This is a genomic window from Bacteroides sp. D22, from assembly GCF_000163675.1.
Classification (GTDB): Bacteria; Bacteroidota; Bacteroidia; order Bacteroidales; family Bacteroidaceae; genus Bacteroides; species Bacteroides xylanisolvens.
In genome coordinates this window covers 106,135-126,983 of record NZ_GG774816.1, presented here as the reverse complement: position 1 = coordinate 126,983, position 20,849 = coordinate 106,135, and the positions used below count along the sequence as shown (strand labels likewise).

General features: G+C 40.8%; 24 protein-coding genes and 1 tRNA gene. 2 read left to right on the top strand and 23 right to left on the bottom strand.

All coding sequences use genetic code 11. From position 1 onward, the window contains the following. Positions 1-218, top strand: a 218-nt coding sequence (locus tag HMPREF0106_RS26280) for a transposase (RefSeq protein WP_009040716.1), incomplete at its 5' end; no start/stop codon positions are given. 141 nt (positions 219-359) lie between these two features. Here HMPREF0106_RS26280 and HMPREF0106_RS05925 read toward each other — a convergent pair. The 11 genes from HMPREF0106_RS05925 to metK form a co-directional block, all read right to left on the bottom strand. After that, positions 360-430, bottom strand: a tRNA-Gln gene (locus HMPREF0106_RS05925). A 107-nt stretch (positions 431-537) separates the two neighbouring features. Continuing rightward, positions 538-1,830: a tyrosine--tRNA ligase gene (gene tyrS, locus HMPREF0106_RS05930; RefSeq protein WP_008641576.1), complete on the bottom strand. Its 1,293-nt coding sequence runs from the start codon at positions 1,828-1,830 to the stop codon at positions 538-540. Between the two features lie 87 nt (positions 1,831-1,917). After that, positions 1,918-2,604: a TatD family hydrolase gene (locus HMPREF0106_RS05935; protein ID WP_009040715.1), complete on the bottom strand. Its 687-nt coding sequence runs from the start codon at positions 2,602-2,604 to the stop codon at positions 1,918-1,920. 24 nt (positions 2,605-2,628) lie between these two features. Further along, complete coding sequence (yidD, locus tag HMPREF0106_RS05940; RefSeq protein ID WP_009040714.1) at positions 2,629-2,904, bottom strand: membrane protein insertion efficiency factor YidD; 276 nt, start codon at positions 2,902-2,904, stop codon at positions 2,629-2,631. After that, positions 2,901-3,290, bottom strand: a complete 390-nt coding sequence (rnpA, locus tag HMPREF0106_RS05945; RefSeq protein ID WP_009040713.1) for a ribonuclease P protein component — start codon at positions 3,288-3,290, stop codon at positions 2,901-2,903. The genes yidD and rnpA overlap by 4 nt, the downstream gene beginning before the upstream one ends. 5 nt (positions 3,291-3,295) lie before the next feature. Continuing rightward, the gene (locus tag HMPREF0106_RS05950; RefSeq protein ID WP_008023747.1) at positions 3,296-4,042 is read right to left on the bottom strand and encodes a uroporphyrinogen-III synthase; all 747 of its coding nucleotides are present in this window, start codon (positions 4,040-4,042) and stop codon (positions 3,296-3,298) included. Between the two features lie 4 nt (positions 4,043-4,046). After that, positions 4,047-4,880 (bottom strand): DUF4271 domain-containing protein, encoded by an 834-nt coding sequence (locus HMPREF0106_RS05955; protein ID WP_008641572.1) that lies wholly within the window; start codon positions 4,878-4,880, stop codon positions 4,047-4,049. Continuing rightward, positions 4,877-5,464 carry a TIGR00730 family Rossman fold protein gene (locus HMPREF0106_RS05960; protein ID WP_032841920.1) on the bottom strand — a complete coding sequence of 196 codons (588 nt, stop codon included), beginning with the start codon at positions 5,462-5,464 and terminating at the stop codon, positions 4,877-4,879. Before HMPREF0106_RS05960 ends, HMPREF0106_RS05955 begins: the two co-directional genes overlap by 4 nt. Positions 5,465-5,964: 500 nt before the next feature. Next, a complete protein-coding gene (locus tag HMPREF0106_RS05965) occupies positions 5,965-6,336 on the bottom strand; it encodes a DUF3244 domain-containing protein (RefSeq protein ID WP_009040712.1) in 372 nt (123 codons plus the stop codon). 125 nt (positions 6,337-6,461) lie between these two features. Continuing rightward, positions 6,462-8,132, bottom strand: a complete 1,671-nt coding sequence (locus HMPREF0106_RS05970; RefSeq protein WP_009040711.1) for a tetratricopeptide repeat protein — start codon at positions 8,130-8,132, stop codon at positions 6,462-6,464. Positions 8,133-8,314: 182 nt separating this feature from the next. Further along, positions 8,315-9,607 (bottom strand): methionine adenosyltransferase, encoded by a 1,293-nt coding sequence (gene metK / locus HMPREF0106_RS05975; protein WP_008023738.1) that lies wholly within the window; start codon positions 9,605-9,607, stop codon positions 8,315-8,317. Positions 9,608-9,835: 228 nt separating this feature from the next. On the opposite strand from metK, the gene HMPREF0106_RS05980 reads away from it, so the two are divergent. Then, complete coding sequence (locus HMPREF0106_RS05980) at positions 9,836-10,021, top strand: hypothetical protein (protein ID WP_009040710.1); 186 nt, start codon at positions 9,836-9,838, stop codon at positions 10,019-10,021. A 106-nt stretch (positions 10,022-10,127) separates the two neighbouring features. Here the strand turns inward: HMPREF0106_RS05980 and folK are convergent, their stop codons facing one another. The 12 genes from folK to HMPREF0106_RS0125035 all read right to left on the bottom strand — a co-directional run. Continuing rightward, positions 10,128-10,604 carry a 2-amino-4-hydroxy-6-hydroxymethyldihydropteridine diphosphokinase gene (gene folK, locus HMPREF0106_RS05985; RefSeq protein ID WP_009040709.1) on the bottom strand — a complete coding sequence of 159 codons (477 nt, stop codon included), beginning with the start codon at positions 10,602-10,604 and terminating at the stop codon, positions 10,128-10,130. After that, positions 10,604-11,662, bottom strand: coding sequence for a tRNA preQ1(34) S-adenosylmethionine ribosyltransferase-isomerase QueA (gene queA, locus HMPREF0106_RS05990; RefSeq protein WP_004302895.1), 1,059 nt, complete (start codon positions 11,660-11,662; stop codon positions 10,604-10,606). Before queA ends, folK begins: the two co-directional genes overlap by 1 nt. A gap of 17 nt (positions 11,663-11,679) precedes the next feature. Beyond that, positions 11,680-12,402: a tRNA pseudouridine(55) synthase TruB gene (gene truB / locus HMPREF0106_RS05995; RefSeq protein WP_004302892.1), complete on the bottom strand. Its 723-nt coding sequence runs from the start codon at positions 12,400-12,402 to the stop codon at positions 11,680-11,682. Beyond that, positions 12,402-13,193: an undecaprenyl-diphosphate phosphatase gene (locus HMPREF0106_RS06000; protein ID WP_008023730.1), complete on the bottom strand. Its 792-nt coding sequence runs from the start codon at positions 13,191-13,193 to the stop codon at positions 12,402-12,404. Before HMPREF0106_RS06000 ends, truB begins: the two co-directional genes overlap by 1 nt. 6 nt (positions 13,194-13,199) lie before the next feature. Further along, positions 13,200-13,439 (bottom strand): DUF3098 domain-containing protein, encoded by a 240-nt coding sequence (locus HMPREF0106_RS06005; protein ID WP_008023727.1) that lies wholly within the window; start codon positions 13,437-13,439, stop codon positions 13,200-13,202. Positions 13,440-13,552: 113 nt separating this feature from the next. Next, on the bottom strand, positions 13,553-14,434 hold the full coding sequence (locus HMPREF0106_RS06010; protein WP_004298879.1) for a cell division protein FtsX: 882 nt from the start codon (positions 14,432-14,434) through the stop codon (positions 13,553-13,555). Positions 14,435-14,437: 3 nt separating this feature from the next. Continuing rightward, entirely contained in the window at positions 14,438-15,337 is a 900-nt protein-coding gene (locus HMPREF0106_RS06015; protein WP_009040708.1) for a methyltransferase domain-containing protein, read from the bottom strand. 443 nt (positions 15,338-15,780) lie between these two features. Further along, on the bottom strand, positions 15,781-16,938 hold the full coding sequence (locus HMPREF0106_RS06020) for an Imm65 family immunity protein (protein ID WP_009040706.1): 1,158 nt from the start codon (positions 16,936-16,938) through the stop codon (positions 15,781-15,783). After that, complete coding sequence (locus HMPREF0106_RS27510; RefSeq protein WP_198138559.1) at positions 16,938-17,168, bottom strand: hypothetical protein; 231 nt, start codon at positions 17,166-17,168, stop codon at positions 16,938-16,940. The genes HMPREF0106_RS06020 and HMPREF0106_RS27510 overlap by 1 nt, the downstream gene beginning before the upstream one ends. A gap of 6 nt (positions 17,169-17,174) precedes the next feature. Then, the gene (locus tag HMPREF0106_RS28460; RefSeq protein WP_177159838.1) at positions 17,175-18,092 is read right to left on the bottom strand and encodes an RHS repeat-associated core domain-containing protein; all 918 of its coding nucleotides are present in this window, start codon (positions 18,090-18,092) and stop codon (positions 17,175-17,177) included. A 116-nt stretch (positions 18,093-18,208) separates the two neighbouring features. After that, positions 18,209-18,940 carry a hypothetical protein gene (locus HMPREF0106_RS06025; protein ID WP_008023715.1) on the bottom strand — a complete coding sequence of 244 codons (732 nt, stop codon included), beginning with the start codon at positions 18,938-18,940 and terminating at the stop codon, positions 18,209-18,211. Continuing rightward, positions 18,891-20,849 (bottom strand): RHS repeat domain-containing protein (locus HMPREF0106_RS0125035; protein WP_009040705.1); only part of this gene is annotated, 1,959 nt, incomplete at its 5' end. The genes HMPREF0106_RS06025 and HMPREF0106_RS0125035, both read right to left, overlap by 50 nt.

The following is a 20,849-nucleotide window of genomic DNA, read 5'->3' as shown; positions in this document are numbered from 1 at the left end:
GGTATAATAAGATTGAAGAATATGGATACGATACATTCACAACAGTAGCAAACTCTATTGAGAATCATTATGAAAGGATTCTGAACTTCTTTGTGAACAGGAGTACAAATGCAGCAGCGGAAGCATTTAATGCTAAAATCAAAGCATTTAGGGCATCATTTAGAGGAGTAGTGGATATGAGCTTCTTCCTTTTTAGGCTAGCAAAGGTATATGCATGAAGGGAATTGACTAAACTTAATCCCCCAAGAATTACAACTGAGCCCCTATATACTTCAATTTTATAAGGATATACAAAAACGACGACTTCAGAGTCACGAAAGAAAAGCCCCGAAAGATGTCTCTTTCGGGGCTTTTCTTCGTTGGACTACCAAGATTCGAACTTGGACAAACAGAACCAAAACCTGTTGTGCTACCATTACACCATAGTCCAAACTTATGTGCTTTCTGTTAAAAAGCGGTGCAAAGATAGAGGTTTGCAAGCAAACCTCCAAATATTTCGTTCACTTTTTTACATTCTATCGAGTGAATCGTGCATCATTACTTTGCAATCAGCAAAAAATAGTTCTTTTTACCGCGCTGAACAAGCAGATATTTCTCATCGAGCAAGTCAGCAGTTGTGATTACCTGATCAAAGGCCGTTAGTTTCTCTTTGTTCAACGAAACGCCACCGCCTTGAACCAACTTACGCATCTCACCTTTCGAAGCAAATACAGCCGCATTATCGACGAACAAATCTACTGCCTTCACTCCTTCTGCCAACGCATCACGGGAAATCTCAAATTGGGGTACTCCTTCAAATACAGCCAGCAATGTATCCTCATCCAATTTGCGCAAAGCGTCGGAAGTAGCATTACCAAACAAAATATTGGATGCGTCAACCGCTGCGTTATAATCTTCTTCCGAGTGAACCATCACAGTTACTTCTTTAGCCAGACGTTTCTGAAGGAGACGCAAGTGCGGAGCAGCCTGATGTTCGGCAATCAGTGCTTCAATTTCTTCTTTTTCGATAGAAGTGAAGATTTTGATATAACGCTCGGCATCGGAGTCGCTTACATTCAGCCAGAATTGATAGAACTTGTAAGGTGAAGTATAGCGAGGGTCCAGCCAGATATTTCCGGATTCCGTTTTACCAAACTTACCGCCGTCAGCTTTTGTAATCAGCGGGCAAGTCAGTGCGAACACCTCTCCCCCATTGGTACGGCGGATCAATTCGGCACCGGTAGTAATGTTTCCCCATTGGTCAGAACCACCCATCTGAAGCTTACAGCCCTTTGTTTCATACAAATGAAGGAAGTCATATCCTTGAAGCAACTGATAAGTGAACTCGGTAAATGACAATCCATCACGCGCTTCACCATTCAGACGGCGTTTTACAGAGTCTTTTGCCATCATATAATTCACAGTAATGTGCTTACCTACTTCGCGAGCAAAATCGAGGAAAGTGAAATCTTTCATCCAGTCATAATTGTTCACCAGTTCGGCACGGTTAGGCACATCCGACTCGAAGTCGAGGAACTTGGCAAGCTGTTTCTTGATACACGCCTGATTGTGACGCAATGTTTCCTCGTTCAGCAGGTTACGTTCTGCTGATTTTCCGGAAGGGTCTCCAATCATACCTGTAGCGCCACCGATCAGTGCCAACGGCTTATGACCGCAGCGTTGGAAATGACGAAGGATCATCACTCCACAAAGGTGACCAATGTGTAGCGAATCAGCAGTCGGGTCGATACCCAAATAGGCAGTCACCTGCTCTTTGCTTAACAACTCTTCTGTTCCCGGCATGATGTCCTGCAACATGCCACGCCATCTCAATTCTTCTACAAAATTCATCGTATTACTCTATTAATTAGTTGTTTTTTATTGTATTTCAATCCCATGTGCGACAAAAGTACGACTCTTTCTCGGAAGATACAACTCTTATGCCCTAAAAAAGACATTTTGGATATTTCGGCGGATCGTCTCACGCAACACTTCCACTTCTACCCCACGCACTTTGGCTGCCCGACACAGGATATCTTCAATATCAAGCGAACTGTTGTCCGTTTCCAGAAACAACCGTTCGTCGGGTACTGTCTGCATCGTTTCATCAGGATAATGTTCTCCAAAAGAGAGATAAAAGCCCTTTTTTAGCAACTGCACCGCCTGCTCCGGTTTTCCACGAAAACCATGCCATATCCAAGCTTGTTGGGGACGAAATTCTTTTTTCACTGCTAACAGCTCGTCCATTGCTTTCACGCAGTGGATAATCAACGGCAAACCATACTCTTCCGACAGCCTCACCTGCGCTTTAAACACCGTTAACTGAAGTTCCATTGAAGCTGCTGCCAATTTATCCAATCCCGCTTCTCCTGCGGCGACAAACTGCTTTTTCCGCAACTGCTGCTTAAGATAATCCAAAAGCTGTCCGGCATTATGCTCTGTCAACTCCCAGGGATGAATGCCGACAGAATAATAATATCCCCTATCCACTTCCACATCTCCTGCGAAAGGCATATACAATGGAGAGTCCGCCAACAGCGGATAATTCACGATAGATTTTCCCAGAGAATCGGCCTCCAGTTTATGAGTATGAATATCCAAAATGTCAGTCACATTCTTTTTCATCTTCTATTTCTCATTTTAATTGTTTCAAGGTACGGGATCATAGCCGGAACCACCCCAGGGATGGCATCGCAGAATACGCCGCACAGCGAGGTAAAGCCCCTTTACAGGACCGTGTTTCTTAATTGCTTCGACAGCATAAGCCGAACAAGTTGGCGTGAATCGACAAGAGGGAGGAGTAAGAGGCGAAATACAAACCCGGTAAAAGTAGATGGGAACAAGCAACAAGAAAGAGAATACTTTCCTCAAAATTCCCGTTAAGAATACCCACAGGGCAGATATCCGGGAGTTACGAGGTTTCATGAGGATAGTTTTTCAGAGATGCGCGCAAGCGCTATTTTCATCTTTTCTTCCAATTCGGAAGTTGCAATAAGCTCGTCCGACAGATAGATAAAGGCAACGGCTAACCGCTGCTCCCGGCGTTGCAATTCGTCCACCAGGAGAGATTTGTTCTTCCGGTAGGCTTCGCGTATCTGACGTTTCACACGGTTGCGTTTCACCGCTCGTTTAAAACGACGTTTCGATACACTGATTAATATAGAAGCAGGAGCCTCGCCCTGCTCAACAGGCATATATACAACGCGTATCGGAAAGATGGAAAACGACTTCGAAACGCCGCCTTCAAACATCTTTCCGATCAAAATTTTACTATTCAGCCTTTCGGCTTTACACAAAGTATATATACCCACTCTGTTTATTTATTGTTTTCTCTGATAAACATATCAAGTGCGGCAGTCATTGACGGAGCCTGCACCGTAGGAGCTTCAAGGTCCAGACGGAGACCTGCGTCACGTACAGCCTGTGCGGTAGTAGAGCCGAAAGTGCCGATCTTAATCTCTCTCTGATTAAAATCAGGGAAGTTCTTCTTCAATGAAGTCACTCCGGCAGGGCTGAAGAACACTAACATGTCATAATCAAACTCCTCGTCCGGTGTAAAGTCGTTGCTCACTGTACGGTACATCACAGCTTCTGTATGCTGAATGTTATTCTTGTCGAGCAAGTTTTTCACATCGTCATTGTGTACGTCTGACATCGGAACGAGATATTTCTCCGTTTTATGCTTCACAATGGAAGGTATCAGGTCCTCAATCTTTCCGGTAGCTCCGAAGAAGATCTTACGCTTGCGGTATTGCACATATTTCTGAATATACAATGCAACAGCTTCCGTCACGCAGAAATACTTCATCGTTTCGGGAATTGTCACGCGCAATTCAGTACACAAAGTGAAAAAATGGTCAATAGCATGGCGCGAAGTGAATATTACGGCAGTGTGGTCGAGAATCGAAATTTTCTGTTGCCGAAATTCTTTCGCCGAAAGACTTTCAACCTTAATAAATGGTCGGAAATCTATTTTAACGCCATACTTTTCAGCTATGTCGTAATAGGGAGACTTCTCTGACGCAGGCTTAGGCTGCGACACTAGTACTTTTTTAATTTTCAACGTCCTAAAATTTTATTAGCAAAATATTGTTCATTTGAATCATACCTTGATAGAGTAGCAAACAAGGTACTATTTCAAGAGCGCAAAAGTACAAAATTAATAGGAAAAGCCCGCTAAATTGATGAAAAAAAAGCTTTATCCACTTATAAAACATCAATATTTTAGTGAAAATTAAAATAATAGCCCCAATTATGACCAAATTTGTGAGACTTAAATCAAAATAAACTAGAAAAAGAACGAATGGAAAGAGGGCAAATCCGACATAATATATGAGCGCAGAATAGGATTCCAGCCATATATTTGTCTTATTTTTATCAAAAAACGTCCACCCAAGAAACATGTAAATCAGCCATTTTAGTAAGAAATAAGCAAGGCAGAATCCAACGTAGATACCCAGCAAAAGGAGGGGGGATACCCGGTTCATCAAAGCAGGGCATGTATCATGAAAATAATTGAGAAATGTGATACCCGACAAGACACAAGTCTGCAACACAAGCACAAGGAGATAACGCACATCGGCTGCCGTAGAACTATCAAAAATACTCGTTCGTTCACGGTGCAATACAAAGTCTTTCACCTGTTGGGAGAGAAATTTCTTTCCGCGCGCCAAGGCTATGGAGGAAAGAAAGAAACAAGCCAGCAAGGTCAACGCAATGGCATCGTCCGTGCGGGGAGAGTAGGAGATAGGGGTCCCCTCAAAGCCGGAATCAACTTCTTGTACAGCATGAAGATCAACCAACTGCAGACTATCAGTGTCCGCCTTTGCCGGACTAGTCTGGTTCTGCCGAAGAAGGGACAGCGTATCCGCACTTCGGGAACTTAGTGTGTCGCCTATCATATCGCTGCAAATTTACGAATGGAAATGTCCCATACAGGAGTTTCATAAAGCAATTGAACCGCTTCTTCCGGCGTCTGCGCCACTTTCCATATATCGCCATGCTGCCGGCGCATAAAGTTCTCATCAATAGCTTTTTCAAGCATTTCGAGGAGTGGATCGAAGAATCCGTTTATATTGAGGATTACAATCGGATTGAGATATAATCCCAATTGTTTCCAGGTAATAATCTCCAGCAGTTCTTCAAGGGTACCGCATCCACCGGGCAAAGCAATAATACCATCGCTCAAATCTGCCATCTTCCGCTTGCGTTCGTGCATGGATTCTACTTCAATCAGTTCTGTCAATCCCGTATGATGCCAGTTTTGCTCCACCATAAAACGAGGAATCACACCTGTCACCTCACCACCATTTTTCAATACAGCATCTGCCACAGAACGCATCAGGCCAATACTTCCGGCTCCATTTATCAAACGAATACGGTGTTCGGCAAGCAAACGCCCGAGAGTATCGGCTGCTTGGAAATAAACAGCGTCTATCTTGGTACTGGAAGCGCTATATACACATACGGAATTTATCTGATTCATCTTCATCACTATCCATTATTATATCGAGAAGGCAAAATTACGAAAAAATTCCGTTATTCACATTCAACTTAATCAGAGATCATTTTTATCTCTACATTTATCTATCCCTATAAAAAAAATCTTGGACTCCTTATCCAGAAGTCCAAGAACCTTTCTCACAAAGAATACATCTATCACAGATATCTCATCTACTAACAGGTGTATCAAATTGTTGCTGAATGAACTTTATTATTCGAATCATAAAATCATTCGAACACCCTACCAGTAGTATTCAGCATACAATTTAAAAAAGTGATTTTAATTCTACGTTTCAATATACCTTTATGCGCCTTTCACAAGGTTTATTAAGCCCACGGATAGAATTTACCGATCTTTCCCCTTTCGGTCATCTAATCGCCATTTCAGCAATGCGCCATATATTTCAACAGTGGGGCTTCATCAGTTAATGATTTAGGTATATCATCATTATGTTAGTTGCAAATAATATATATTTCAAAGATTTATTCTAATTCAAAATCTCCGGTAAAGGCCTCCTTTGGAAGTTGTATCTCCAAAGTATATTTACCTTTCTCCTCACCTGTAAGATCAATATAAACCTTATCTACATTTAAATCAGTAGACGTATAAACAACTTCATCTGTTTCTGCATTCTTTATGATAACAGTTACAGTAGGAACAGTAGAAAGAAGGTCTATAGACAACAATGAGTTTTCAATACAAGCAGCAGGAGTAACAGGGACAGACCGATGTTGTACCTCAGTCTTAGTTCTCAATTTAATCTGCCGTGCAGATATCATCTCATGCGCATAAGAAAACATACTCATTTGAAGCAAAATAGTCAATAACAAAAGAGGAAAAAATTTAGCTTTCATAATAATTGAGTTTAAAATTTCGCTTCAAAAATACACAGATGAAGCAAAAGAAACGATTTTTATGTGGTAACAATGGTAACACTCAGTTACCTAAAAACAAAACAGCCAAGAAACCATGTCCTATTTCACTGATTATCAACACCAAATACCCGTTCAAAAATTTGCGCATCCATTTTGTTCTTTATACGATTTTTACGTGTTTTAAGAGCATCTGATGTAGCATCCATCAACTCCATCACAACAGTTTTTGAACAACAAAGCAGTGAAAGAACACAAAAAAAGATATCATCGCCAGTTAAAGCAGGGCAGCGTTCCTTAAGATTCATCATCACATCAACAAAAGCGTTAGAAATATCAGAACGTATTTCCTTCCTCAAGCTACGCATCGCCAATAACTGTTTAGGAGTCGCTCCCTCTAACGCCTCCAATTGATCATAACAATTAGTAGTCTTAAGTACGGATATACACAATTGAATCTGTTGTTCCGTCAGATCTGACCTTTTCTTATTTATATGTTCCTTATTAGATTCAGAAACCTCCTCCTCTCTCAACAACATTGTATCTACTCGTTTTTGAGTTAATTCGTGTTGCAAATCAATATAATACTTTTTCCTTCGCCTATCATTCCACATAAACCAGAAGATACATATAACCATCAAAGAAAAAAATACAGTAACTAAACTAAAAACCAATGTTTTTGTACGCTCAGACAATAACCTTTTATGTTCCTCCAATTGATGTTTGTCCATGAGCCGATTAAGTTCCTCATTGTCAGCCATAACTTGGATAGAATCATAAAGAACCTTATATGCATCCATATTTTTCATCGCAGCTTCCCATTGACCTTTTCTCTTTGCTACTTGATACATTCCATCATAACATACAGCCCTTCCATTAATATCGAGATAATCCATATTTTTATAAAAAAAATAGCTCGCAGAATCAAGCTTATTCAAATTAAGCATAATTTCAGCTTTTAACAAATAAGCATTAGTCGCTTCATCCTGCCCCATTGCTAGAATAGCTTTTGATATATATTGATCTGCTCGGATATAATCTTTCTCTTCATTATAAACCATAGCAAAGTCATGATAAATTGCACCTATCATACTAGAATTCTGCATTGTCAATGCACAATCAAGGGCTTGTTGATAATAACATAATGCACTATCTTTCTCACTTTGCGAGAAAAATACGCCTGCGATCCCTCTTAATGGGTATACTTGTGCTCTTTCTCCTTTTAATATCTGATAAGCTGCACGATAAGCCTCCATAGCCACATTATTCAAACCATCTTTTGCATAACACTCCGCCAAGTTATCATAAATCATTGCTAAGAATTCATCCCTAACGGGCATTAGTCGAATAGCAGCCAAATATTCTTCTACAGCAAATGAGGTATACCCCATTTCGCTATAAGTAGCTCCCCAGTAATAATGAGCTTTTGCAGCACGCAGACTTTTCTTCTTATCGCCATAATAGTCAACAGCCGTTTTTATCAACGAATCATCCTCTAAAGCAATATAGTTTTTATGCCGTGCCTGGGTGAGCAGTAGCGCATAAAGCGCCCGATCGGCACGTGGCATTTTCTGCGGACAGGTAATTGATTCCAAAATAGATAAGGCACTGTCAGGACATGTCTCCATTAATGAATCAGCGCATAATAACAATGGATTCTTCACTGAAGGAGAGGAACAAGAAGAAAGAGAGACAGACATAAAAATGCTACCTACGCTGACAAGTAAAATAGAGAACACCAATAAATAGCGTTTAGAACAACAACATCTTGTTTTCATTTAGCAGTCTGTTTTATTTTACGATACAAAAGTAGCAATTTCCGATAAAACATACTTAGTAGCCAAAAAACATTTATTTAAATATAACTTATTAAAAATCAAGAGCTACAACTTCAATTTCCATTAAAGGAAGTTGAAATTGCAGCTCTTTCTTAACAAGTTAAGCCCTGTTTCAGACTGTTTTACAGACCAAAAGCAGCTTTAATTTTATCTACGTAATCGAGTTTCTCCCATGTAAAGAGTTCCACTTCCACAGTTTTGTCTCCTTCGTAACGAGAGAAGAATTTCTTCGTTATCACTTGCGGTTCACGTCCCATGTGACCGTAAGCAGCTGTTTCCTGATAAATAGGATTACGAAGTTTCAGACGTTCCTCGATAGCTTTCGGACGAAGATCGAACAATTGGTCGATAACACGCGCAATCTCGCCATCAGTCATGTTGACGTGAGAACGGCCGTAAGTATCGACAAAGATATTGATTGGACGAGCCACACCGATAGCATAGCTCACCTGTACAAGCATTTCGTCTGCTACACCTGCCGCAACCATATTCTTTGCGATGTGACGTGCTGCATAAGCTGCACTACGGTCTACCTTACTAGGATCTTTTCCGGAGAAAGCACCACCACCGTGAGCACCTTTACCGCCATAAGTATCAACGATAATCTTACGACCGGTCAAACCGGTATCTCCGTGAGGACCACCGATTACAAATTTTCCGGTAGGATTCACATGATAGATGATTTTATCATTGAACAGTGCCAATACCTTATCGTGATGAATAGAAGCAATTACACGAGGCATCAGGATCTCGATCACATCACGGCGGATGATAGACAACATTTCTTCGTCAGCTTTCAGTTGAGCAGCTTGAGAGTCATCTTCCGGTTGGATAAAGTCATCATGTTGTGTAGAAACAACGATTGTATCGATACGGACAGGCGTTCCGTTGTCATCATATTCGATAGTAACCTGGCTTTTGGCATCGGGGCGGAGGTAAGTCATTACCTTTCCTTCACGACGGATGTCGGCCAGCACTTGCAGAATGCGGTGTGCCAAATCAAGAGAAAGCGGCATGTAGTTTTCCGTTTCATTGGTAGCATAACCAAACATCATTCCCTGGTCGCCTGCACCCTGTTCCATCGGATCCTGACGCTCTACACCACGGTTGATATCGGGGCTTTGCTCATGAATAGCGGAAAGTACACCACAAGAGTTGCTTTCGAACATGTACTCTCCTTTGGTATAACCGATTTTCTTAATCACTTCGCGTGCGATGAGTTGTAGGTCAACGTACGCTTTTGTTTTCACTTCACCCGCTAGCACCACTTGTCCGGTAGTCACTAGTGTTTCGCAAGCTACTTTCGAACTGGGGTCGTAAGCCAACAGTTTGTCAAGCACGGCATCCGATATTTGATCGGCTACCTTGTCGGGGTGTCCTTCTGACACCGATTCGGATGTAAATAAGTATCCCATCTTTCTTAAATTAAGAATTAAAAAATAAGAATCAAGAATGAGAGAGTAGGAGAGGCGAGTGCTGCAAAGGATAAGCCGAAAGGCGTCAATCAGACGTGTTTTAGCATTTTTTTCCGTGGTTGCAAGCTACTCAAATCTGTCCACACTTTCATTTCGGTTGCAAAGATAAAGAGATTTTGGAGATAATGAGTATCTTTGCCACGTATTTAACACATAAATAGATTTATAATGATTCTAAATAAGAAATTAAAAACGCTTTTAGTGCTGGCGCTCTATGTAGGATTCACGATTGCTATCTACGCCATTGTTTGCCATTTCATCGACAAGCCGTTTCAGGAGATTCATTTGCTGTATGCAGTACTGATAGGATGCATCGCCTATTTGCCGGTGTTTATTGCGGAGAAAAAGAAATAAATAGTCTGTTTGGTGCGTATATATACTCACCATACTGGATATATATATCCAATACGCTGTACATATATGCCCAATACGGTGAGTATATATGCCCACCGAACAGGGGTTAGAGTGCGTTCAAAATACCTTTCATTGTCTTTCCCAACACAGGGTGCAAGATGTCCGGAGCAATCTCCGCCAGTGGTTTCATAACGAAGTCACGTTCTGCCATCAACGGATGGGGGAGGGTTAACTCTGCTCCGGAAGCAGAGGTCACAGAAAGCACTAAATCTTCATAAAGTAACAGGTCAATATCAATCAGACGGTCGCTATATATTCCGTTGACGGACTTTTTGGTACGCCCCAGCTCCCTTTCAATCATTTGCGTCTCTTGCAATACTTCCAATGGAGATAATTCCGTTTCTACACAAGCGGCCGCATTCAGGAAACTATTTTCAGAAGCAAAGCCCCAGGGGGCAGTAACATAAAAAGCAGACAGGGAAACTACGTTCCCTACCTGCTCTTCTATTTTTTGCACGGCATCCCGGAGATTCTGTTCTTTATCTCCAAGGTTAGTGCCGAGTCCCAAATATACTTTTGCCATTATTTGTCCAGAATCAGCATTGCATCTCCATACGTGCCGAAACGGTAACCTTCCTTCAATGCTACATGGTAAGCATCCATCACCTGGTCATAACCACCGAAAGCAGCTACAATCATCAGCAGGGTAGAAAGCGGCATGTGGAAATTGGAAATCATTGAATTGGCTACGGTAAACTCATACGGAGGGAAGATAAACTTATTCGTCCATCCTTCGAATTCCTTCAAATGTCCGTCGGTGCTAACTGCGCTTTCAATAGCACGCATCACGGTCGTACCTACCGCACAAACATTTCTGCCGTTATCTTTGGCACGGTTAACGGTTTTCACCGCCATTTCGTTTACAAACATTTGTTCCGAATCCATTTTGTGCTTTGTCAAGTCCTCTACGTCGATGTCGCGGAAGTTACCCAGACCAGCGTGCAAAGTGATATATGCAAAGTCTATACCTTTGATTTCCAAACGTTTCATCAACTCACGGCTGAAGTGCAAACTAGCAGTCGGAGCAGTCACCGCACCTTCGTTCTTCGCAAAGATAGACTGGAAGCGTTCTGCATCTTCCGGTTCCACAGGACGGTTGATGATAGAGTGGGGAAGTGGGGTCTCACCCAAAGAGTACAAAGCCTTTTTGAACTCGTCATGAGGTCCGTCATAAAGGAAACGGAGCGTACGTCCACGGGAAGTGGTGTTATCAATCACTTCGGCCACCATCGAATCGTCCGGACCGAAATACAGTTTGTTACCGATACGGATCTTACGTGCCGGATCGACCAATACGTCCCACAAACGAAGTTCTTCATTCAACTCACGCAACAAGAATACTTCGATACGAGCACCTGTCTTTTCCTTGTTACCATACAAACGGGCAGGGAATACCTTCGTATCGTTGAATATAAACACATCTTTATCATCAAAGTAGTCCAACACATCTTTGAACATCTTGTGCTCAATCTTACCTGTATTACGATGCAATACCATCAAACGAGACTCATCCCTATATTTCATAGGATGTAGAGCGATCTTATCCTCGGGTAACTTAAATTTGAATTGTGATAATTTCATATCTATTCCTTATTACGTTAATTATTTTCTTCCTCATTTTCTATTTCCTGTCCGTCAATCCACTCTTTAAAGTGTTCGGGGTTCAGGCAGTCTTCCAACCGGACGTCACCTACACGGGTGCGGATCAATCCTGTCAGATGGGCTCCGCTATGGAGCGCTTCACCAATATCACGCGCCAGAGCACGAATATATGTTCCTTTGCTGCATACGACACGGATTTGAATCATCGGTTCCGGATCGTCCAGGCGACATTCCAGCAATTCAATCTCGTCGATAACAAGCTGTTTTGCTTTTAGTTCGACTTCTTCTCCTTTCCGGGCCAGTTCGTAGGCACGTTTACCATCTACCATACAGGCAGAGAAAGCAGGAGGCACCTGATCGATGGCACCGATAAAGCGCGTCAACACTTCTTCCACCAGTTCCCTTGTGATATGCTCGGTAGGGTAGGTGGCATCTATCTCATGTTCCAAATCGTAGGAAGGGGTAGTAGCACCCAAACGCAACGTTGCGACGTACTCCTTCGTGTGATATTGAAACTCTTCTATTCGTTTAGTTGCCTTGCCTGTGCATACAATCATCACCCCCGTTGCAAGAGGGTCCAGTGTTCCGGCATGGCCGACTTTTAGTTTTTTCACTCCGATCCGACGGCAAATATGATAGCGGGCGTGCCCTACTACCTTAAATGAAGTCCAGCCAAGAGGTTTATTGAAAAACAGTACTTCTCCTTTTTTAAAATTCATCAGCTCAATATAATCGTTACCAACCCTGCTATCGCGCAATAAATAGCGAAATAGATCAGTTTTCCTTTCTTCACCACATTAATCATCCACTTACAAGCCAGGCAACCCGCCACGAAAGCAGCCAGAAAACCGACAATCAGCGACAACGCAGGAATATCACCTACCACATCTTCGCCATTCATCATCTTCATTCCATCGAGTAACGCTTCCCCCAAGATAGGCGGAATAACCATCAGGAAAGAAAATTGTGCCAATTTCGCCTTGTTGTCACCCAACAGAAGCCCCGTAGCAATGGTAGACCCCGAACGGGATAACCCCGGCATAACCGCGCAAGCTTGTGCGATACCGATAATCAAAGCATCCTTCATCGAGATTTTTTCTTTCTGACGCGGCTTATAGTAATAAGAGAAAGTCAGCAGGGCGGCAGTCAACAACAACATACAGCCCACGATCAGCAGTCCCGAACCGAAAATCGTCTCCACATAATCCTTAAAGAACACTCCTACGATACCAATCGGGATCATTGAAATCAATATATTGATGACATATCGCGTCTCATCATTCATCCTGAACTTGAACAAGCCACGGAAAATCCAGTCTATCTCCTTCCACAGAATCACCAATGTACTACACACCGTAGCTACATGTACCACAATCGTGAATGCCAGATTCTCCTCCCCCTGTATCCCAAACAATGCCGCCCCAATGGCCAAATGACCACTACTGCTTACAGGCAAGTACTCTGTCAACCCCTGAATCAGCCCAAGGATTAATGCTTCTAACCAACTCATATTTCTTTATTGTTCTACTTTTGTTTTAGGTTTACGCAACACAGCATATATCATAGACAAGAAACCAAACAGGCAAACGACCGGCGCTACCTTGATTCTGCGTACACTGAAAATATCGGGTTCAAAAGAGGTTTCGGACGATGTAGGTCCCGTCATCAATAGAAAGCCGATAATAACAATCGCCATCCCTATCGCGAGCAAGATAAAGTTCACTTTATCAAAGGCAAATTTCTGCTTGTCAGACATAGTTTATTTAATTACAAATTACTAATTACAATCATTCCCTTAATCTATCAGCCGGGCGTTACGGATGCTAACCACACACAAACACAGGTTTGCAATCAGCCGTTCGCCATCCGCTAAATATAGTACAGGCTGTTTGCTTTCATTCTCAAGTATTTATTCATCGAGAAATAGGCGCATAGCCACGTTATTACAATTCCAAATACCAATACGCTTGCACAGACAATCAACATGACTTCAGGCGTGATGACCTGAAGCAATTCCTGCTCGTACGTCACCGCCCAATAGGCGGTTCCCATCAATACGGAATCGGCAACAATGGCTGCCAGTATTCCGCTCCATACATTCTTTCGGAGGAATGGTCCTCGGATGAATCCCCAACTCGCCCCTACCAGTTTCATTGTATGAATGAGGAAGCGTTTCGAGTAGATGGCCAGCCTTATTGTATTGTTTATCAGAGCAAAAGAAATAAAAGTGAGCACCACTGCCAGAGCGAGCAGCACCAGACTGATATTTCGTATGTTATCATTCACAGCGTCAATCAGTTCCTTTCGATAGAGCACGTCTTGAATATTGGTATTCTTTTTAATCATTTTCTCTATCTTCGCGATGCTGTCGGAATTGGCATAGTCGGAATGGAGCTTGATTTCGATGGAAGCGGTAAAGGGGTTATAGCCCAAGAATTCTTCCGGGTCGGTTCCCATTGCCTCCGTCTGCTCTTTCAATGCTTGTTTTTTAGAGATGTATTCGGATTGTTTCACGAAAGGTTCCTGATTCAGTTTTTTCTGAAGTTTCAGTATATCCGCTTCTTTCATGTCGTCACTGATAAGAACGGAGAAACTGATATTCTCGCGGACGTATACGGAAAGATTGTGCGCCGTCAATACGAAAAAGACAACCAGTCCTAACAGCAGCAACACCAGTGTCGTACTGATACTCGACGTGATGAACTGCATGTCGAAGATCGAACCTGACTTATATTTGTTTTGATTTCCCATGCGTTATCTCTTTTTTCGGAATACATAAATCATGGAACTACTACGTTCTTTCCGTCCTAAAGCATTAAACCACGCTAACGTTCCGGCAAACATCCCTTTCAGGAAACTGCATGAACTGCCACGATGTTTCTCGCTCAACATGGATACGTAGAACGCATCGAACGGCATCGGATGACGCGCCGCCATAATAAAGCCATGACGGGAAGCCAGCTGCTGTATAGTGCCCGGAGTGAAATGCCAGAGATGACGGGGAACGTCGTATGCCGCCCAATACTCGCCATAACGTTGAGCATCATAAGAAGAGCAGTTGGGTACAGCTACAATCAATACTCCTTTTTCTGTCAGCAACTCATGAAGTCGCTGCCACACTTCATCAAGGTGTTCCAAATGTTCCATCACATGCCAAAGGGTGATAACATCAAAGCTGCCGGGAGCAAACTCTTTCAAAGCCAATTCGGACTTTACGTCCAGATCGAAATGCAACTTCGCAAACTCACGTGCCTGCGGACTTTTCTCCACTGCCTCCACTTTCCAGCCCCGGCGAACCATCGTATCAGAAAAGTAACCGGTTCCCGTACCTATATCGAGCAAACGCCCTGTTTTACGATGCGCTTCCTTGGCTACCAGGCGCGCTTTGCGGCCCAGCATATAGGAACGTACATAATGGTAGATATTATTCATCGCGCCTTTGCGCGTATCAGTGTGAGAGATATAGTCGGGAGTCTCATAATACTTGCCTATCTCTGCTTCCACGGGGACTCCTTGTGTGAATGTAAATCCACAGTCCTCACACGAATACAGTTCAAACTGTTCGCCCGAAGCATAAAAATCCGTACAAGTCATGACGCGTTTCAAGTGCGCACCGCCACACACCGGACAAGCATTTATACTGAGTTTCTCCATTAACTATCTAAGCAAAATTAAGTGCTGCCTCGAATGACAAGACAACACTATACCCGAATTTGGTGCAAAGAAACAAATAAAAAGTGATGGATTGGGGTTTTGTTAAGGACTTTTAATAGATAAACCAATTAAGACATCAGTATCTACAATTAGGCTAGCTAAAATATCAAGTGCATATTCTGTATGCGTAGACATGTGGCTAGGCAAATTTAAAATATTATATTGAATATCTATTATATTTTTGTTAAATCTTATATTAGGTTTCTGTTGTCGTCGTAGAGATGTTCTATCGTAGTTTGGTACTGTTCTCAAATTCGAATCCATTAGAGTGGAAGATGTAGATGTATGTTGATTTAAAAAAATTCCGTTAATCTTTGTAGACTAACGGAATTTTTTATTACCCAAACATTTTTTACTATTTACTCATAGATAAGCAGATTAGTTTACCTACTCCCATACCTTATCCGATTCACGTTTCTTTGATATCTTTTATCTGCATCCTCTGATAATCTTTTCCTGTCAGCATCATTCATAGCATTCCACTTATCAGACCAAAATCTAAATCTCGACATCTCTCCATCTTTCTTATCATATATACCGTGGTTTAATATACGAAATAGAAAACCAGGCATAGCAGAAACATCAAATCCATAATTATCAATATCATGAAACATCACTTTCGTTTGATAATCTCTCCCATTTACACTTATAAGGCTGTATGTCGATCTGCAAAATAACTTATAGAAATCTCCCCAGGAATCTTCTATCAACGCTAGATTTCTAAAAAAAACATCCTGACGAGGCAGACTCTTATATTCTAAAATTCTTTTTTCATTCGGTCCTAAAATAATGGGCAAAGAATCACAAAGCGATAAATAAAGACTATCCTGACCATTTACAACAGCATAATGTCTTTTAGTACTTGACGACAGGCAAACTACGGAGTCTGTATTATTCTTCAGATAAATTTGCCCATATACATTTTTTATCATTGTAGCACGTTGGTTTTCATTCCAAAACAAATTCCGTTTTATACTGTCTATGTTACAACTTAAATAGAAGTCATTTAACTCGACATCATGAGACATAATCCCCATCTGCACCGGGCATCCTTTCACATATCCAGAAAAATATGGCCACAATTCCGTTATATTAAAATATGTACCCCATCCCTCAAGTAATGAAATATCTATTAATATTTTCTTCTTGCCAAGTTTGGAGACAACCAAAATCCAACTCTCTCCCCCTCCTCCTTCTTCCACAAGATTGCCAGAATAACCAGATATATCTATCATTTCATCCGCAGACATGGGTAACTCATCCAATTCTATATAACAAAGATATTTATCCTTATATTTAAGGATTTTCGAAGGATATTCAAATTTCAGATCTGCTGGACAATCAGCTGCTTGAATCCTATATATATGATTAGAATCATTAATAGCCAATTCATATAATATTACATATTCATTAACTATCAAGCCACTATCTACAAACAATTTTGCTTGCGCTTCCACCGCTTGCTGAACCTTGTTGATAGCAGGCTGCTTACAGCCTACTATAGCAAACAAAAATATCAAATTTAAAAACGTAGTTCTCATTACTTCATAAATTTATCATTCAATTTATCTAACAACGTTTTACTTGTATCTATTTTATATTCTTCACTCTCAATGCGTGAATTTCTACTGTCATAGAAAAATAATACTTTACTGTCCCTATGATAGACAGCACCTATCCCAACTTTCAAATTATTCATGTCTTGACCAGAAGCTTTGTCATTGTATGGGTGCGAATGCATATCTACCACTTTATCACCTTTTACATTCAATTCACTCTATTTATCGGAAAATACACTACCTTCTTTACCCGAAGTTCCGATAATAGCTGTTTTATCTCCTTTATCATTATATACATCCAATTTCCATTCAACAGAAGTATTATCAGCTCCAAATTTGAAAACTGCTGCAGCATCCTCAAGGCTTGATGTTGAATTATAAGTTTCTAGACCTCCTGATTTACCATCTTGCATAACATACATTCCTGAAAGTAATTCTTTATCATTAACTGTTACCGGTTCAACTCCTGATCTGGTACTCATCAATCTATCACTAGTAGAACCCTCTACAACAGTTCTGAAAAGCCTGCCTGCACTATTTATTGTATAATCATCCTTTCCATCCAGATCAATTCTATTCACTGGACTATTCTTACAATATACATATGGATCCCAGCGATAGTACTTTGCAGCAGACGGATCCACAGTATGCCATCTTCCTATCATCGCATCATAGTGCCTTGCCCCATAATCATACCAATCCAGCCCATCGTTTCTATCCAATTCCTTCCCATTGTACTTATAAGACTGAACAGATGACGCAGAAGCAAATATACCGCCAAATGGATAATAATGATTCACTTCCTCAATAGTACCGTTTTGGTCTGCGACCACACGATTATTTCCTTGATGGTCTTTCAGATAATAATGATATATTCTGTCATTCAAGGAGACGAACCCAGCTTCTGTCAACAACGTCTTGGGAACTCCATTTTCATAGACCGCATTGCCACAATAAACAGTAGACGTGACGTTATTGTTTATAGTATGCGTGGTACGGACTTTCCTGCCGTCTGCAGCATATTCATATTCAATACTACTTCCATCAGCAAAAGTGATGTGACTAGGCAAATTTAAGATATTACATTGAGAAAACAACTTTTCATTTCCGCATTTATGTAAAAAATACCCTGACACAGAATAATTTCTAGTTCCATATCAGGGTAACAACCAAATGAGATTACAAAATAGTCAACCTATATCAGGGTAAGACAATAATCTAGATAAAATACCATACTCCTAATATCTCGTTTTTATTTATCTTCTGAAGGATAAATATAGTCATGATCCTTCTCCTCTGAATAACCAACAAAAACAGAAAAAGGCTCTTTCTTTTTCACCTCAAGTGTATTACGAGGATAAATAATACAGTCAATTATTGATTTATTGTTAATTTTATTAAGTGCTCTTTGATAATCTGCTAGTATTGGAACATATACAAAACGAGAAGATTTCAAATAGTTATAAAGTTCTTTAATGTTATCGTTGCCCACATTAGTCCAACGCCTAAGAAATGGAGTAAATATGGGACAAGTCTTAGAATCCTTTGAACTTTCTATAATTCCCCAAATCGCTTTTACGCCAGAATGCGGGTTAGGATGCAAATAATACCTGTCCGTATAAAGAGGAATAGTATCCATACCATTTATCATTAAGAAACGTCCTATTTCTTCACAGTTAGTATCTTTTCCATCAAAATGATAATAACAACGAGTATTTGAGCCAATCATAAGCATTTTATTACTATTGTTATATACAATGAATTCAAAATCAATTCGTTTTGGAAAAGTATCTCCTTTAACCAACTCTTGAGGACTCGGATGATAATCTCCTTTACTGATACTTACTATTTCCAATTCTATTGACAACTCGTTTATTTGAGCATACCCATTGAGCACAAATATTATCGCTATACCGAAAAAACATATAAATCGCCTAACGATTACGATTGATATAATAGTGATATTTTCTTGTTTTGATTTCATATTGTTGATCTTTAGGTAATTTACTAAAAGTTGGATGATTCATTTGAGCATTATAACATTTCCAATGTGTATCCTTTTGACTCCAATTGTTGATTCCATGACCATAATACTCATGCACCCCTAAATAGTTTTGCACACTTTCTACTGTATATAAATCATGCTGATTAGAACCTTGTGCTACAGTTACTCTAATTTTTCCATCAACATACGATTGACTGTACTTAGGAGCATTTCTATGCCCTTCTGGATTATTATATCCTACCCCTACAACCTCATCTTTTCTCTTCACCACATCTTCCACAATTGACACTTCACCGTTATAAAGTTGCGACACATCAAGTTTTGCATCCGTGCTTTTCTTTAGTATATCTGTATATATATGAGATTCAGCTGCTGAAGTTAAAAGTTTATCTTTCATTAAAATAGTATTCATATCTTTCTGAATATCTTTTGAATTAGCAATTCCGTTTTTAGAATACTTTTCAAAAACTTCCTCATCTGTAATGTAAATATTACCTGTAAACCCATTTTCATCTACGCCCAAAAATTGACCATCCTCTGTGTAATAAGGAGATGTAAAAGCACCAATAATATCTACATATTTTATCGGATTTGCCAAACAATACGTATACGGACTCCAACCATAATATTTCTCCGCCATCGAATCCACCACGTGCCAACGTCCAATCATCGCATCATAATGTCTCGCCCCATAATCATACCAATTCAATCCGCCTTTCCGATCCAGCTCTTTACCATTATACTTATAAGGCTGCACATTATTGCATACATTAGACATCAAACCACCAAAAGGATAATAATCATTCACTTCATCAACTTTCCCATCTTCATCCGCAACTACACGGATATTTCCTTGATGATCTTTGATGTAGAAATGAAATTTGTCATCTTGGAAACTATAGTAACCAGACTCATTCAGCAACATCTTCAAACTGCCATTCTCATAGATCGCATTACCACAATAAACAGTAGACGTGACGTTATTGTTTATAGTATGCGTGGTACGGACTTTCCTGCCGTCTGCAGCATATTCATATTCAATACTACTTCCATCAGCAAAGGTGATGTGACTAGGCAAATTTAAGATATTATATTGAATTTCAGATATTTTTTTGTTCAAATCTTTAGCCAGATTGCCATTTTTATCATATTCATACTCTACCGTTTCATGGGCTGCATCCTTAAACTCCATACCATTGCCAAATACGCAGTTGGTGGCATTGTCATAAACCGACTGTAATTGATTGCCATGGTAGGTCAGATTCAGGTTGTCAATCAGACCGTAAGAATCCGTACCCGTTTGACCGTAACGAAGCAGCCCCAGAATATTACCCATTTTGTCATAACCGGTTATCTGTTCGTTGAAACGGTTACGGTTCTGATTCAGGCTTGCACCTTCACCATAAACAGCGTCTTTCAGGCGGGAAAGGCCGTCATAGGTAAAACTATAACCTTTTTCAGGAGAACTTATCAATGCGTTTGAAGCATTATTCTGTGCCGTACGCCAAAACAGACTGCTGATATTACCATTATAGCAAGGGGAAATATCATTAATAGCCTCCTGATAGTTCAACGTCTGGCTGAATAACGGGCTGCTGACTCCTTTCGGCCAAGAACGGAGATTGTAGCTGTAATTTGTACGCAATTCAGGAACACCGTTGCGCCTGTCTACAAACAGACGACCGACCTCGTCGTAAATATTGTCAACCAAAGTGATAGAATCCTTGTCATTCAATTGATAAACGCTCTTCAACAGGCGGTTCGCAAGGTCGTAGGTATAAGTATGAACCTCGGTAACCGGTGCCTGTCCGGGAGCGCTGTGCACATGCTTCTCTTTCGTTGGGCTGCCCTCGAAGTTGTAAGCCGTATAAACGGATTCAGTGCCGTT

What these genes read in the sequence shown, in the direction of transcription:
- tyrS (WP_008641576.1), bottom strand. Translation starts at nt 1,830, where the DNA reads ATGAATTTTGTAGAAGAATTGAGATGGCGTGGCATGTTGCAGGACATC.
- HMPREF0106_RS05935 (WP_009040715.1), bottom strand. Translation starts at nt 2,604, where the DNA reads ATGAAAAAGAATGTGACTGACATTTTGGATATTCATACTCATAAACTG.
- yidD (WP_009040714.1), bottom strand. Translation starts at nt 2,904, where the DNA reads ATGAAACCTCGTAACTCCCGGATATCTGCCCTGTGGGTATTCTTAACG.
- HMPREF0106_RS05955 (WP_008641572.1), bottom strand. Translation starts at nt 4,880, where the DNA reads ATGATAGGCGACACACTAAGTTCCCGAAGTGCGGATACGCTGTCCCTT.
- HMPREF0106_RS05960 (WP_032841920.1), bottom strand. Translation starts at nt 5,464, where the DNA reads ATGAATCAGATAAATTCCGTATGTGTATATAGCGCTTCCAGTACCAAG.
- HMPREF0106_RS05965 (WP_009040712.1), bottom strand. Translation starts at nt 6,336, where the DNA reads ATGAAAGCTAAATTTTTTCCTCTTTTGTTATTGACTATTTTGCTTCAA.
- HMPREF0106_RS05970 (WP_009040711.1), bottom strand. Translation starts at nt 8,132, where the DNA reads ATGAAAACAAGATGTTGTTGTTCTAAACGCTATTTATTGGTGTTCTCT.
- metK (WP_008023738.1), bottom strand. Translation starts at nt 9,607, where the DNA reads ATGGGATACTTATTTACATCCGAATCGGTGTCAGAAGGACACCCCGAC.
- HMPREF0106_RS05980 (WP_009040710.1), top strand. Translation starts at nt 9,836, where the DNA reads ATGATTCTAAATAAGAAATTAAAAACGCTTTTAGTGCTGGCGCTCTAT.
- folK (WP_009040709.1), bottom strand. Translation starts at nt 10,604, where the DNA reads ATGGCAAAAGTATATTTGGGACTCGGCACTAACCTTGGAGATAAAGAA.
- queA (WP_004302895.1), bottom strand. Translation starts at nt 11,662, where the DNA reads ATGAAATTATCACAATTCAAATTTAAGTTACCCGAGGATAAGATCGCT.
- truB (WP_004302892.1), bottom strand. Translation starts at nt 12,402, where the DNA reads ATGAATTTTAAAAAAGGAGAAGTACTGTTTTTCAATAAACCTCTTGGC.
- HMPREF0106_RS06000 (WP_008023730.1), bottom strand. Translation starts at nt 13,193, where the DNA reads ATGAGTTGGTTAGAAGCATTAATCCTTGGGCTGATTCAGGGGTTGACA.
- HMPREF0106_RS06005 (WP_008023727.1), bottom strand. Translation starts at nt 13,439, where the DNA reads ATGTCTGACAAGCAGAAATTTGCCTTTGATAAAGTGAACTTTATCTTG.
- HMPREF0106_RS06010 (WP_004298879.1), bottom strand. Translation starts at nt 14,434, where the DNA reads ATGGGAAATCAAAACAAATATAAGTCAGGTTCGATCTTCGACATGCAG.
- HMPREF0106_RS06015 (WP_009040708.1), bottom strand. Translation starts at nt 15,337, where the DNA reads ATGGAGAAACTCAGTATAAATGCTTGTCCGGTGTGTGGCGGTGCGCAC.
- HMPREF0106_RS06020 (WP_009040706.1), bottom strand. Translation starts at nt 16,938, where the DNA reads ATGAGAACTACGTTTTTAAATTTGATATTTTTGTTTGCTATAGTAGGC.
- HMPREF0106_RS06025 (WP_008023715.1), bottom strand. Translation starts at nt 18,940, where the DNA reads ATGAAATCAAAACAAGAAAATATCACTATTATATCAATCGTAATCGTT.